General features: G+C 65.9%; 10 protein-coding genes and 2 tRNA genes. 8 read left to right on the top strand and 4 right to left on the bottom strand.

Annotation, left to right across the window (positions count from 1 at the left end; genetic code table 11):
- Positions 1 to 31 precede the first annotated feature (31 nt).
- Together ACU4IU_RS15040 and ACU4IU_RS15045 are read right to left on the bottom strand one after the other, a co-directional pair.
- Positions 32 to 1000, bottom strand: a complete 969-nt coding sequence (locus ACU4IU_RS15040; protein WP_446657185.1) for a 3-methyladenine DNA glycosylase — start codon at positions 998 to 1000, stop codon at positions 32 to 34.
- A gap of 37 nt (positions 1001 to 1037) precedes the next feature.
- Positions 1038 to 3806 carry an ATP-dependent RNA helicase gene (locus ACU4IU_RS15045; RefSeq protein WP_446657186.1) on the bottom strand — a complete coding sequence of 923 codons (2769 nt, stop codon included), beginning with the start codon at positions 3804 to 3806 and terminating at the stop codon, positions 1038 to 1040.
- 128 nt (positions 3807 to 3934) lie between these two features.
- Here ACU4IU_RS15045 and ACU4IU_RS15050 point away from each other — a divergent pair, with 128 nt between their 5' ends.
- The 5 genes from ACU4IU_RS15050 (at position 3935) to ACU4IU_RS15070 (ending at position 7976) form a co-directional block, all read left to right on the top strand.
- Positions 3935 to 4741: a fumarylacetoacetate hydrolase family protein gene (locus ACU4IU_RS15050; RefSeq protein ID WP_139468848.1), complete on the top strand. Its 807-nt coding sequence runs from the start codon at positions 3935 to 3937 to the stop codon at positions 4739 to 4741.
- A gap of 52 nt (positions 4742 to 4793) precedes the next feature.
- The gene (gene gltX / locus ACU4IU_RS15055; protein ID WP_446657187.1) at positions 4794 to 6260 is read left to right on the top strand and encodes a glutamate--tRNA ligase; all 1467 of its coding nucleotides are present in this window, start codon (positions 4794 to 4796) and stop codon (positions 6258 to 6260) included.
- Positions 6261 to 6262: 2 nt separating this feature from the next.
- Positions 6263 to 7591 carry an alpha/beta fold hydrolase gene (locus ACU4IU_RS15060; RefSeq protein ID WP_446657188.1) on the top strand — a complete coding sequence of 443 codons (1329 nt, stop codon included), beginning with the start codon at positions 6263 to 6265 and terminating at the stop codon, positions 7589 to 7591.
- A gap of 203 nt (positions 7592 to 7794) precedes the next feature.
- A tRNA-Gln gene (locus ACU4IU_RS15065) sits at positions 7795 to 7866 on the top strand.
- 37 nt (positions 7867 to 7903) lie between these two features.
- Positions 7904 to 7976 (top strand) — tRNA-Glu (locus ACU4IU_RS15070).
- A gap of 163 nt (positions 7977 to 8139) precedes the next feature.
- Here the strand turns inward: ACU4IU_RS15070 and ACU4IU_RS15075 are convergent.
- Both ACU4IU_RS15075 and ACU4IU_RS15080 read right to left on the bottom strand, forming a co-directional pair.
- Positions 8140 to 8901: a DUF4282 domain-containing protein gene (locus ACU4IU_RS15075; protein ID WP_446657189.1), complete on the bottom strand. Its 762-nt coding sequence runs from the start codon at positions 8899 to 8901 to the stop codon at positions 8140 to 8142.
- Positions 8902 to 9007: 106 nt separating this feature from the next.
- Complete coding sequence (locus ACU4IU_RS15080) at positions 9008 to 10009, bottom strand: aldose 1-epimerase family protein (protein WP_446657190.1); 1002 nt, start codon at positions 10007 to 10009, stop codon at positions 9008 to 9010.
- A 119-nt stretch (positions 10010 to 10128) separates the two neighbouring features.
- Between ACU4IU_RS15080 and galT the strand changes: the two genes are divergently transcribed.
- The 3 genes from galT to ACU4IU_RS15095 all read left to right on the top strand — a co-directional run bounded on the left by galT (position 10129) and on the right by ACU4IU_RS15095 (position 13660).
- Positions 10129 to 11349 carry a galactose-1-phosphate uridylyltransferase gene (gene galT, locus ACU4IU_RS15085; protein ID WP_446657191.1) on the top strand — a complete coding sequence of 407 codons (1221 nt, stop codon included), beginning with the start codon at positions 10129 to 10131 and terminating at the stop codon, positions 11347 to 11349.
- Positions 11346 to 12653: a galactokinase gene (locus tag ACU4IU_RS15090; RefSeq protein ID WP_446657192.1), complete on the top strand. Its 1308-nt coding sequence runs from the start codon at positions 11346 to 11348 to the stop codon at positions 12651 to 12653. The genes galT and ACU4IU_RS15090 overlap by 4 nt, the downstream gene beginning before the upstream one ends.
- A gap of 131 nt (positions 12654 to 12784) precedes the next feature.
- Positions 12785 to 13660, top strand: coding sequence for an alpha/beta fold hydrolase (locus ACU4IU_RS15095; RefSeq protein WP_446657193.1), 876 nt, complete (start codon positions 12785 to 12787; stop codon positions 13658 to 13660).
- Positions 13661 to 13663 lie beyond the last annotated feature (3 nt).

Raw genomic sequence — 13663 nt, forward strand, 5'->3', positions numbered from 1 at the left:
CAGCGGCTAACCAGCGCAGCCCCCAGGCGACTCAGCGCGGATGAACTCCCGCGACCGCCAAAGCATCGAGCAGCCGAGCCCGCAGCGCCTGCGCCCTGCCGGAGAAATCCTTCTGCCGCTCCATGTATACGGCCTTGCCCGCAGCGGTCTCGATGGCGACGACCCCGTAGCCCCAACCACGCAGGTCATAGGGGGAGGCCTCCATGTCCAGGGTGCGGATGTCGAGGGCGAGGTCGAAGCAGTCGACGACGAGATCCGAATCAGCGATCGGCGAGATCTTCATCGCCCATTTGTACAGATCCATCCCCGCGTGCAGACACCCGGGCTGCTCGTTGGCGACCATGCCCTCGCGGCTCGGCTGCAAGGTGTTGAGAGGACGCGCGGGTTCGGTGAAGAAACGGAACGCATCATGATGCGAACACTGGATGCGGTGGCCTTCGACCACGGCATCGGTCTCGGCGGGGCTCAGCCGCAGCGGCACCTGCTGATGCCGGCGCTGCTCGTCGGTGAGACGGTAGACCATCGCCCATTCGTGGATGCCGAAGCACCCGAAGTTCGCTTCCCGACCCAATGTCGACGACAGCAGCGAGGCGATGAACTTTGCTCCGTCCCCACGGTCGGTGCGCCAGGACTCGAGGTCCACCTCGGCGAAATTCTGCGCATCGTCGATGCGATACCACCGACGGTCGAAATACCGACGATCTTCGGTCGTCTCAAGCGCGACGCGCACACCTGGACCGGGGTGCCACTTCTTCAGCTGCCCGACCTTGAACGGGTAGTAGGTGAAGAGGAAGTCCTCGACCGGGTGGGTTTCCTGTCGCATCCGCCGGTCGATATGCGCATCGGTGCGCTCGGCGATCCGATGTTCGTGCTCGTCACGCAGCTCGCGCCAGATCTCGGCAGGAACGACACCGTCACCGAGGCGGCCCGACGATGTGTCGGTACGCTCGGTCGCCGCCGTGGATGGGGCGGAAATCGTGGTCGAGGGTGCGGAAGTCACCGCACCATTGTCCCAGACGGTCGAGTCGGGCTCCAGCTCAGCGACCCGAGCGCTTCGTGCCCTTCGCCGCCGGTGCGGTGAGTGGATCCTCCGGCCACGGATGCTTCGGGTAACGACCCCGGTTCTCGGCCCTGACATGGGCATACGCATTCGCCCAGAACGACGCGAGATCACTGGTCACCGCCAGGGGCCGCCTGGCGGGGGAGAGCAGATGCATGGTGACCGCCACCCGGCCGTCACAGACGCGGGGCACATCGGTCCAACCGAAGCACTCCTGGAGTTTGACCGCGAGGATCGGGCTCGGGAGCTCGGCGCGCTCGGGGGCCGGATACTCGAGGCGGATGTGTGATCCGCTGGGCACCTCGATATGGGTCGGCACAAGCTCGTCGAGCCGGGCCGCCTCGGGCCAGGGCAGCAGACCGCGCAGCGCGGAGACGAGGTCCACGCGGGCAGGATCGGAGCCCTTCGCGATCCGGTCGAGTGCATCAGGACACCACTGATCGAGCGTCTCAGAGAGGTGCTCCCACGTCACGTCCGGCCACGGGTCCCCGTAGATCGGGCGAAGCAGTCCCAGCCGGGCGCGCAGCGATTCGAAAGCCTCGGAGGGACGCAGAACCTCGCGGGCTCCTCGTTCGCGCACCGATTCGGCGATGGCACGGCGGGCGAGTTCGCGACCGGCCTGGATTGGGGTGGAGGTCAGTTCGATTCCGCCGAGGCGGCTGCGCCGAACCGCACGGACCTTCCCGGACTCGAACGTCGCCGTCTCCTCCGTGTGCAGCAGTCCGGCTCCGGCGAGTTCCGCGGTGTCGACGTCGATGGGCACAGCAGATCGGATGATCGCCCGCGATCCGGCCAGGCCCACCTCGGCGATGGCCAACCATGGGCTGCCCTGCAGCGAGGAGTCTCGTGGCAGGCTCGCCGCCGTGCCGGAAGCCAGTAGGTATTCGGAATCGGAGGCGCTGCGCAGACGCGCGATCTGCAGGGGGTAGGACAGTGCCGTGACGATCCCGAGGTCCTCGGGAGTCAAAGCTGTGCCGGTACCGCGGGTGGCTTCAGCGCGGTCGCCGATTCCACCGTTCCCGGTGTCGTCTCCCGTGTCGCCGCCATCGCCGCTCGAGGCGTACTCGCGTGGGATCGACGCGAACCGTTTGCGGTCCTGAGCGAATCGAGGGTCCTTGCTGCGTCGCAGCTGCCGCAGCAGCGCGGAGAGATCGGCGCCGGGAGCCCGCTGATCGGATTCGATGACGGCGACCGCTTCTGCCGCACGCGCGGGTGAGAGCAGGGCAGCCCCGTCGAGGAGGCCACGTGCCGACCACACCGAGGCGGGAACCGCCGCGATCGCCCGCCCCGTCTGGGTGACGTTCAGTGCTGATATCGGGAACTCGGCAGTGTCGGGGAGCTCACCGGTGGGGCGCTCACCGGCGGAGCGCTCGCCTCCTGCACCGTCCATTGCCGCTGCCGAGATCTCCACGGCTCCCAAAGCGACCAGGTTGTCGACCGCCTGCCGTTTCGGTCCGGCCGGCAGCGGATCTGGCAAGAGGGTCTCGTCGCCGCCCCACACGGCGAGTGCGAGCACTGCGGAGGTGAGATCGGAGGTCGCAATTTCGGGAGGAGTGTGCTCGGGCAGGCTTGCCCAATCCACCTCTGACATGCACCGATACGCAACACCCGGTCCCTGCCGGGCGGCACGCCCGGAGCGCTGTGTTCCCGAAGCCTTCGACTCCCGCATCGTGACCAGCCCGGACATGCGACGCCGCGTATCCAGCCGTGGTCCTCGGGAGAGCCCGGAGTCGACGACGATGCGGACCCCGTCGATCGTCAGCGCCGACTCTGCCACCGAGGTCGAAACGATGACGCGACGGTTCCGTCCCTCGTCGGTGCGTGGGCGCAGGATCGTGTCCTGCTCTTTCGCGGGAGTCCGCCCCGTCAAGGTGTGCACCACGATCGTGTCACCGGTACCCGAACCACCAGAGCCGATCGGTCCGCCATCACCCGAACCGCCACCTGATTCCACACGGCGCCGCACGCGAGAGGCCACCTCGTCGACTTCGCGTGCACCGGGAGCGAAGACGAGGACGTCGCCCTCACCGGTCTCAGTCAGCGCACGCACCGTCGTCGCCGCCAGATGGTCAAGGAAATCCCAGGTCACACCCCGCGCATCAAGGGGCCGCTCCTTCGCCGGTGCCCACCGGACCTCCAGAGGATGAGTATCGGCGGCCACCGACAGCAGCGTCGCCGGCGACTGCGGTCCGTCACCGAGACGCGCGGCCCACAGCTGCGCATCCAAGGTCGCCGACATGACGACCACGGAGAGATCCTCACGCAGATCAGCCAATTCCCGGCACATCGCGAACGCGAGATCCGTATCCAGCTGCCGCTCATGCACCTCGTCGAGAATGACCCCGTCGATACCGGTCAGCTCCGGATCGCGCAGCAGTCGGGACAGCAGCACACCCGTGGTGACGAACTCGATCCGTGTCGCCCGCGAAGTCCGCGATTCACCGCGGACGGTGAACCCCATCACCTCGCCGAGGCGGGTCCCCGTCAACGACGCGAGCCGCCTGGCCGCGGCGCGGGCCGCCATCCGCCGGGGCTGGGTGACGATGATGCGGCCCGGACCAGTCAGGTGCTCAGCGATCATCGGCGGCACCACGGTGGTCTTACCGGTTCCGGGAGGAGCCTCTACGACCAATCTCGGGGCGGGGGTCGCCTCGGCGAGGCCCAACTCATCGATGAGCGCGGCGGCGGGCAGGCCAGCCCCGATGCGGGCGAGATCGAAGGTGTGCGGGAGGTGCGGATCGGGCATGCCACCAGTCTCTCAGCAGGGCGGCCCGGCCCGCACACGGGACACAGCGGGGGATCTGCTGGGATCCGATCACGGATCGATGAGCACCGACGCGCGGAAGGCACCAGGCACTGACTAGACTGTGACACATGCGTATCGCCAGATTTGTACATCAGGACGAACCCAAATACGGAGTCGTCGAAGGTGAAGTGCCGCCGATCACCGACGGAAGCTGGGACACGTCGGGACTCGAACTCGCCGTTCTCGACTCGGACCCCTTCTTCTCTCCGGCCCAATCGACAGGCGAGAGGCTGAAGATCGACGACGTGCGTCTGGTCAGCCCCATCCTGCCGCGTTCGAAGGTGATCGGCGTGGGCCGCAACTTCGCCGCACACGCAGCAGAACTCGGCAACGAGGTTCCCGTGACCCCGGTGACCTTCTTCAAGCCGAACACCGCGGTCATCGGCCCCGGCGACCCTATCCGCCTGCCTGCGATCAGCGAATACGTCTCCTATGAGGCCGAACTCGCCGTCGTCATCGGCCGTGTGGCCAAGGGTGTGAAGGCGGAGAACGCCTTCGACCATGTCCTCGGCTATACCGCGAGCAACGATGTCACCCTGCGCGACCTCCAGAAGTCGGACAAGCAGTGGACTCGGGCGAAGGGCTTCGACACCTCGGCCCCGCTGGGTCCCTGGATCGAAACCGAACTCGACGTCGACGACCTCGGCATCCGGTCCTGGGTCGACGGGGATCTCAAGCAGGACGGCACCACCGCCGACTTCATCTTCGATATCCCGACCATCATTGAACACCTGTCGGAGACGATCACCCTGCTGCCCGGCGATGTCATCCTCACCGGAACCCCGGAGGGAGTCGGCCAGATCGTGTCCGGCAACCGCGTCGACATCGCCATCGAAGGACTCGGTGTCCTGTCGAACCCGGTCATGGACGCCTAAGCACCGCGCACACCACAGACTCACACCCGAGAAGATCACGCAAAGGACAATCGTGAGCGTCAAAGTTCGTTTCTGCCCATCACCCACCGGCACCCCGCACGTCGGCATGGTCCGCACAGCCCTGTTCAACTGGGCCTATGCCAAGCACACCGGCGGCAAGTTCGTCTTCCGCATCGAGGACACCGACGCGGCACGTGACTCCGAGGAGAGCTTCGGCCAGGTCGTCGATGCTCTCAAATGGCTGGGCCTGGACTGGGACGAAGGCATCGAGGTCGGCGGCGACAACGGACCCTACCGCCAGTCCCAGCGTGGCGAGATCTACTCAGGCGTCATCGAGAAGCTCAAGGCCGGCGGCCACATCTACGAGTCCTACTCGACGAACGAGGAAGTCGAAGCCCGGCACAAGGCGGCTGGCCGTGACCCGAAACTCGGCTACGACGGCTACGACCGCGACCTCACCGACGAGCAGAAGGCCGCCTTCCGCGCCGAGGGCCGCGAACCGGTGTGGCGCGTGCGCATGCCCGATGAGGACATCACCTTCACCGACCTCGTGCGCGGCGACATCACCTTCAAGGCCGGAACCGTGCCCGACTTCGTAGTCGTCCGCGCGAACGGCCAGCCGCTGTACACCCTGGTCAACCCCGTCGACGACGCGCTCATGGGCATCACCCATGTGCTCCGCGGCGAGGACATCCTGTCCTCGACCCCGCGTCAGATCGCTCTCTACGAACACCTCAAGGCCATCGGCATCGCCGAGGCGACCCCCGAGTTCGGTCACCTGCCCTACGTCATGGGCGAAGGCAACAAGAAGCTGTCGAAGCGCGACCCCGAATCGAACCTGTTCCTCCACCGCGAGAACGGGTTCATCCCCGAGGGACTCATCAACTACCTCGCCCTGCTCGGCTGGTCCATCGGACCCGACCGCGACGTGTTCAGCGTCAAGGAATTCACCGAGGCATTCGACATCCACGATGTCCTGCCCAACCCGGCCCGCTTCGATGTGAAGAAGGCCACCGCCATCAACGCCGACCACATCCGCCTCCTCGATCCGGATGACTTCCGTGACCGTCTGGTGCCCTACCTCCAGGCCGCCGAGGTGCTCCCGGAGTCCCCGACGGAAGCTCAGCTGCAGATCCTCGACGAGGCGGCTCCGCTCGTGCAGACCCGCATGAAGCTGCTCGGAGAGGCTCCCGACCTGCTCGCGTTCCTTTTCACCTCCGATGACGACCTCGTCATGGCCGAAGACGGACTGAAGACGCTCAAGGACTCCGCCCCCGAGGTGCTCGCCGCCTCCATCGAGGTCCTCGAAGACCTCGACGAGTGGACCACGGCGAAGCTCGAAGAGGTGCTGTCGGCGAAACTCGTCGACGAGATGGAGATCAAACCGCGCCTGGCCTACGGACCCCTGCGTGTGGCCGTGTCCGGCCGCAAGGTCTCACCACCGCTGTTCGAGTCGATGGAGATCCTCGGCAAGGACTCCTCGCTGAAGCGCCTCAAGGCACTCGCGGCACAGCTGTGACCATGGTCGAGCAGAAGAACTGGACCCGTGGGGGACTGCACTTCCGTGACGTGACGGTCACCGTGCCCTTCGACCATTTCGGACGGTCGGGGGATGCCGCCTCGGCGGGGGAGAGCGCCGCGTCAGCCGCCTCGGGGAAGGTGAATCTGCCGGACACGATCGACGTGTTCGCCCGGATCATCGCCACCGAGGCGGACAGTCAGAAGCCCTACCTCGTGTACCTGCAGGGCGGGCCCGGCGTGGAAGCCCCGCGCCCGGGCATCGTCGGCGGTCCCGGCGGCTGGGTGAAGCGTGCCCTCGAGGAGTTCCAGGTCGTCATGCTCGACCAGCGCGGAACCGGAAGATCGAATCCGATCGGCTCTGTCGATGGGGCCATCACCGGGCTGAGGACGGTAGGGGAGGACCCGACCGCGATCGCCGAGGCTCTGTCGTACTTCCGCGCCGATTCGATCGTCGAGGACGCGGAGATCCTGCGCGGCCACCTCGGCGCAGAAACCTGGTCATTGTTGGGTCAGTCCTTCGGCGGCTTCACCACTCTGCGCTACATCTCCGAGCATTCGAGTGCCCTTCACGAGGTGTACTTCACCGGCGGACTGCCGGCGATCGGCCTCGACCCGGCGACCGTCTACGGACGCACGTGGGAGGGCATGATCCGCAAATCCGAGCAGTATTACGCAGCGTTCCCCGGCGACCGTGAGAAGATGCGGCGCCTCGTCGACCTTGCCTCAGTCGGTGACGGTCTCGCCCTGCCCGGGGGAGCGCGGGCGACGCCGGAGCGGATCCGTCTGCTCGGGCACTTCCTCGGCGCCTCGGATGGTCCGGAGAAGCTGCATTACCTGCTCGACCTCGACTTCTCTTCGGGGGCATTCCGGCATGACCTTGCCGCGTCTCTGCCGTTCTCGGGGCGCAACCCGCTCTATGCCGTCATCCACGAATCCTGCTGGGCCGACGGCACAGTGACGAACTGGGCAGCCAGGCGGGCGATGCCCGATGCCGTGGTCAAGGATCCGACGCTATTGGCCGGCGAGCATGCCGGGCCGGAATCGCTGCATGAGGATCCCGAACTCGCGCCCTTCGCCGAGGTGGCCGAGATCGTCGCCGCACGTCAGTGGCCCGGTCTCTACGATGTCGACGCTCTGCGGGCCGCCTCGGTGCGCGGTGCTGCGGCAGTGTACTTCGAGGACGCGTACGTGCCGGTGGAGTATTCGCTGGCCACGGCCGAGCATCTCTCCGAGGTGCAGCCGTGGGTGACGAACGAGTACGAACACAACGGTCTGCGCGCCGACGGCTACCGAGTCCTCGACCGGCTCATCGGCCTCGCCCGCGGGTGAGGCCGGGGCCTGTCGGGGCAGGCAGACCGAGCCTGCGCGCGCGGGACTACTGGCCTGTCGACGGGCCGGGTGCGGTGAGCCTGTTCTGTTAAGAAGGTCACACTGAAAAGGAGCCTCACGGATTTGTCGGGAGGCGGGGTGCTTGTGTAGAGTTATATCTCGTTGCTCAGGGAAATCTCCTCGGGGATGACCTTGAAAAACATTGGGCTATGGTGTAATTGGCAGCACGAGTGATTCTGGTTCATTTAGTCTAGGTTCAAGTCCTGGTAGCCCAGCGGACACAGTCTGGATCAGTCCAGGAGTGTTGTTCTAGCCCCCGTCGTCTAGTGGCCTAGGACGCCGCCCTCTCAAGGCGGTAACGGCAGTTCGAATCTGCTCGGGGGTACGGTTGAGCCCCGCATCGAATTTCGGTGCGGGGCTCACTCTAATTCACGGGCGTTCCTGCACCGTGTCAGCATCTGCGGGTTCAAGATTCATATGCACTGATTGAGATCACCACTTCTGCACATTGAAGCCGCTCCTGCACCAGAAATATAGGGCGCAGTGAGTCAGCGGCTGACTGAATCGGCGATGCGCTTCGTATGTTCGGCAGTCTTGATGTTGGAGACGATGAGCTCGAGCACGAGACGCACGCCGATGACCCACAGGGCCGGGACGATCCAGCCGAAGATGATCGACAGGATCAGTGGAAGCACGCTGAAGCTCGGTCCGCCGCTGAGGTAGCTCGACGCCGAACCTGCGGCGATTCCCGTGGTGATGCCGGCGACGATAGTCCCGAGGTAGGACAGGACCGCGACCACGATCGCGATGATGTAGATGAAGCCCGCCCACTTCACTGCGATGAAGTTGTCGAAGCGGATATCGAACAGCGACTTGAAGAACCCGGCCTGCTGGGGATTCGACTGCGGAGCCTGACCATACGCAGGCTGACCGTAGGCGGGCTGACCATAAGCCTGCTGCTGTGCTGCACCCTGCGAGTATGCGCCCTGCTGGTAGGGATCCTGCTGATAGGCGCCGGGCTGCGAATACCCGCCCTGCTGGTACTGCTGTCCCTGTGCCTGATAGGCATTGGGATCATAGGTGCCCTGCTGATAGGTGGGCTGATCGGGCTGGAACTGTGCATCCTGGCCAGGCTGCGATGCCGGTGCATCCTGGTTGGGCTGGAACTGAGTGTCCTGAGGATTCTGCGCCGACTGGTCCGAGGCTGACTGGGCACTCTCCGGCTGGTCGCCCGCACCGGGGTTCTGGTCGTCGAGGTTCTGCTCAGCCGAGCTGCTGTTCGGGTCGTTCGGGTTCTGCGGTGTCGACATGGTGTCCCCTTCGAGAATGGAACGCACCCAGGGCAGGGCACGCTCGCCTGATATCTGCCTGTAGTCGCAACCTATCAGGATGCGCCTACTCGCGGCAGGGCGACTGTCATTTCGGAAGGAAGCACGAAGTGTCGTCTGCCCCGGTCAGAGCGATGCTCCACTCGACGACAAGCTCGTCACCCGGGGCGACGACGTCGAAGTCCTCGCCGGCTTCGCCCGCTGCGAATGCATTCGGGGGACAGGTCATCGGCTCGATCGCAATCGCCCGACGTGCCAGATCCTCATCGAGGCCGTCGCCCGTACACGCCTGCCAGGTGCGGAACCCTGGCCCCATCCCGACGACGACCTCGCGCAGATCTGCACCCTTCAGCCGTGCCCGCGACCATCCGTCGTCACCGCGCCGAGGTGAGCCGTACGCATCATCGAGGATCGTGCCGCCGATGAGGCGCAGCGCCCGGAAGTCCTTGCACACCATGCATGCGGAATCATCGGAGGCATGATCGGCCGGGACGGCAGTGCCGTCATCGAAGGGGCGAACAGCCGTGGGGATGAGCCGCTCATCGGTCTCGTACCAGCGCGCAGCGGGAATGACGAGCTGAGCCTCGTCGACAAGGGCACCGTCAACGGGGTCGGTTGTACCCGATGGGGCCGTGCCCGGGGAGAGCCACGGATGAAATCCGAAACCGAACGGTGCGGGAGCCGACCCCGTGTTCAGGGCACGTGCGCGCATGCGCAGCTCCGCCTCGGCGAGTTCGAAATCCACCTGCAGATCGAACCTGAACGGATACCCCTCCGTCGGCTCTAGCGTGAATGCGAGACTGACCGTCGACTCGGTGCGCTCGACTACGGACCATTCGACATCGGCGACGAGGCCGTGCAAGGCAGTACCCCGCTCGGGCTCGGTGATCGGCAGCCGGTAGCTGTCCCCGGCGAAGTCGTAGCGACCCCCATCGATCCGGTTCGGCCAGGGGGCGAGCACGGCTCCGTCGAACGCGTTCATCGGCACCACGACCGGACGATCGCCGACGTTGAAGCGCACCAGGCTCGCGCCGATGGGGGAGATGACCGCCGCTGACTCGTCACAGGCGAGTTCGATGGTGGCGGTCATAGGTCTCCAGGGTGCTCGAGCGCGGGAAGAACAGTTGCAGATATTCTACGCCGTCCGTACGCATCCGGGCCGCCGAATGTTAGCATTATGATCGAAAATGATAACTTTTGGGAGGTCTGATGCCAGCGTCGCATCGCCGGGCGAACCTGTCCGATGGTCGTGAGATCCTGTTCTTCCAGGACCCCGACTCACCTGCACCGACGATCGCCGCCGACCCCCGGCCGCACGATTCGCGGCCCGACAGTGGAACCCTGCGCTTCGATGTCCTCACCGGCGAATGGGTCTCCGTGGCCACCCACCGACAGACCCGCACCCACCTGCCTGCCGCCGCCGAGTGCCCGCTGTGCCCGTCGACGCCGGACCGTCCCACAGAGATCCCGGCGGCAGACTTCGATGTCGCCGTCTTCGAGAACCGCTTCCCCTCCCTCGGCCCCGGCCTCGGTGATGTTCCGTCCGCTCAGAGCGTGGACACCACCTTCGCCGAGGCGGCCGCCGACTCCGCCGAAACCGTGACCTCCGCGCTGTCGGGACCGGGATACGGCCGCTGCGAAGTCGTCGTCTTCTCCTCGGAGCACACCGGCTCCTTCGCATGCCTCGGCACCGCACGCGCCCGCACCGTCATCGACGCCTGGGCCGATCGGACCGCCGAACTCTCTGCCCTGCCGGGCATCGAACAGGTCTTCATGTTCGAGAACCGCGGGGAGGAGATCGGGGTGACGATGAACCACCCGCACGGTCAGATCTATGCTTACCCCTATGTCTCCCCGCACACCGCGATCACCTCGGCCCGGGCGCATGAACACCTGCGCCGGACCGGTCGGCCGCTGCTCGGCGATGTGCTCGCCTTCGAACGCGAGGCAGGAGAGCGAATGATTCTTGAGACCGATCACTTCTCCGCTTTCGTGCCCTTCGCGGCCCGCTGGCCGATCGAGGTCCACCTCGTTCCGCACCGCCAGGTGGGAAGCGTCGACGAGCTCGACGAGACCGAACGCGACGACCTGGCCCGCGTCTATCCGGAGGTGCTGCGCCGCATCGACGGCCTCTACCCGAGTCCCACCCCGTATATCGCGGCCTGGCACCAGGCACCGGTCAACAGTGCCGACCGCCGCGCCGACTGGCTCCACCTCGAGATCACGAGCCCCCGCAGAGCGGAGAACAAGCTGAAGTTCCTCGCCGGTTCGGAGGCCGCCATGGGTGCCTTCGTCGGCGACGTCTCCGCCGAGGAGACCGCAGCCAGACTGCGAGCCGTGACCCTGGAACCCCTCGCCGAGGCGGCCGTACCCGTGAGCGCGAACGCGAGCACGGCTTCGGCACTCGACCCGGAAGACGATCGTTCATGACCACAGAGACCCCCGAGGCCGTATCCACACCGACCCCCGAACACCTCGCCGAGGAGTTCGAGTCCCTGTTCGGATACCGTCCGATTGGTTCCTTCCGTGCTCCAGGCAGGGTGAACTTCATCGGCGAACACACCGACTACAACGCCGGCTTCGTCCTGCCGATCGCCATCGATCGGGCGGTGTACGTCGCCATCGGTCGGCGACCCGACAACGGCGCTGCCGGGCAAGGCGGGGACGTGCCAGGGCTGCGGGGCGAGGACGCAGGGAACACGGGAACTGTGCAGCCGCCTCGGCGTGGGGAGAGCATTCGCATCGTTTCAGACCATCGCGATGACACCGGCCAGAGAATGTTCGGCCAGTTCGCGGCCGCGGAACTCGTGCCCGGAAGCCTGCCCGGGTGGCTGAGCCATCCTGCCGGAGTCGTCGATGAGATCGCGAAGACCACCGGCACGGTGGTCGGCGGAGTCGACCTCTATATCGAATCCACCGTGCCCGTCGGTGCCGGACTGTCCTCATCGCACGCACTCGAAGTCGCGGTGCTCATCGCCCTCGACGAGGTGTATGGCCTCGGTCTCGACGACCGGGAGAAAGTCCTGCTGACTCAGCGAGCCGAGAACGACTTCGTCGGTGCACCGACAGGAATCGTCGACCAGGCCGCGTCGATCATGACCGAGGCCGGGCATGCGCTCTTCCTCGACTGCCGCGACCTCAGTGCTCGCCAGATTCCCTTCGACCTCGACGCCGAGGGACTCAGACTCCTCGTCATCGACTCGAAAGTCTCTCACTCGCACAGCGAAAGCGGATATGGCGCCCGGCGGAGGACCTGTGAGGAATCCGCCGCGATCTTCGGAGTCGACAGTCTGCGGGAACTCGCCGACGACGTCGACCTGAGCGATCTGACAGAGGAGCAGCGCAAGCGGGTGCGCCATGTCATCGCCGAAAACGCCCGGGTCCGCGCCACCGTCGAACTGCTCGAGGACAATGAACGATCAACAGGCGACGACCATGACGCGCGCATCAGTGCCATCGGCGACCTGTTGGTGGCCTCCCACGAATCTCTGCAGCACGACTACGAGGTCTCGTGCGTCGAACTCGACGTGGCGGTTGCCGCCGCGATGGGAGCCGGAGCACTCGGGGCGCGGATGATCGGCGGCGGCTTCGGCGGTTCCGCGATCGCCCTCATCCACGCAGACCAGGTTGTTCAAGTTGGCGACGCCGTCACCGCGGCATTCGCCGAGCACGGCTACGGGGAGCCGGACATCTTCGCCGTCAGCGCGGGCCGGGGTGCTGCCCGTTTCGACTGAGCCCCTGAATCGGCCGAACCTGTTTCGGCTGAGCCGCCGGTGCAGCCGAGCCGGGCAGGCATTGACCTCTCGAAGCAACGCGGTTCATGCTTGAACCTCAGACGAGGATGAACTCGGAGCGGGGGAGCGGCATGGATATCTGCGACGTCAATGGAGTGAGCCTCGGCGTCGACGAGTTCGGAGAGGCGGATGCGCTGCTGGTTCTCTGCCTCGGTGCCCCGACGATGCTGTCCTGGCCCGATGCTCTGTGCGAGCAGCTGGCAGAGCAGGGACGTCACGTTGTGCGCTGCGATCTCCGGGATGCCGGGGCCTCGAGCCATGGTGACCTCGAATCACCGGACTACACCCTGCGAGACCTTGCTGCTGATGCCGCCGAACTCGCACGGACCTTCGATGGCCGACCCGCCCAACTCGCAGGAATCGGTATCAGCGGGATGGTCGCGCAGGTCGCGGCTCTCGACCATCCGAAGGCGTTTTCGGCACTCACTCTCATCGGCACCCGACCGGTCGCTCCCGGCCCGGTCGACGGTGACCTGCCGGATCATGATGAGGCGACGATGGGTCCGTTGTTCTCCCGTCCGCAGCCGGACTGGACGGACGTCGACTCGGTGGCCGACTATATGGCCGAAGGTGCACGGATCCTCGGCGACGACCCTGAAGAGGCACGGGCAGTCGCCGCGCGGATCTGGGCACGCACGCAGAGCTCTGATTCAGAACAGGGCTCAGTTCCGACACAGAACTCGGATCCGGAAGCTCATCTGGCCGATCAGCTGGGAATGGTGTTCTCCCGCCTCGATTGCCAGCCACGCTGGCGAGAACGACTGCCGCAGCTGCGAGTGCCGACGCTGGTCATGCACGGCAGGCGTGACCCGTTCTTCCCCGTGGGCAATGGAGAGGCGCTCGCCCGGGAGATTCCTGGTGCCCGCCTGCTGATCCTCGAGAACGCCTCGACCGTCGTACCGACCGCCGACATCCCCGAGGTTGCGGCGGCGATGGCAGCGCTCTGAGCG

This window comes from Brevibacterium sp. CSND-B09 (assembly GCF_052906525.1).

What these genes read in the sequence shown, in the direction of transcription:
- ACU4IU_RS15045 (WP_446657186.1), bottom strand. Translation starts at nt 3,806, where the DNA reads ATGCCCGATCCGCACCTCCCGCACACCTTCGATCTCGCCCGCATCGGG.
- ACU4IU_RS15050 (WP_139468848.1), top strand. Translation starts at nt 3,935, where the DNA reads ATGCGTATCGCCAGATTTGTACATCAGGACGAACCCAAATACGGAGTC.
- ACU4IU_RS15060 (WP_446657188.1), top strand. Translation starts at nt 6,263, where the DNA reads ATGGTCGAGCAGAAGAACTGGACCCGTGGGGGACTGCACTTCCGTGAC.
- ACU4IU_RS15075 (WP_446657189.1), bottom strand. Translation starts at nt 8,901, where the DNA reads ATGTCGACACCGCAGAACCCGAACGACCCGAACAGCAGCTCGGCTGAG.
- ACU4IU_RS15080 (WP_446657190.1), bottom strand. Translation starts at nt 10,009, where the DNA reads ATGACCGCCACCATCGAACTCGCCTGTGACGAGTCAGCGGCGGTCATC.
- galT (WP_446657191.1), top strand. Translation starts at nt 10,129, where the DNA reads ATGCCAGCGTCGCATCGCCGGGCGAACCTGTCCGATGGTCGTGAGATC.
- ACU4IU_RS15090 (WP_446657192.1), top strand. Translation starts at nt 11,346, where the DNA reads ATGACCACAGAGACCCCCGAGGCCGTATCCACACCGACCCCCGAACAC.
- ACU4IU_RS15095 (WP_446657193.1), top strand. Translation starts at nt 12,785, where the DNA reads ATGGATATCTGCGACGTCAATGGAGTGAGCCTCGGCGTCGACGAGTTC.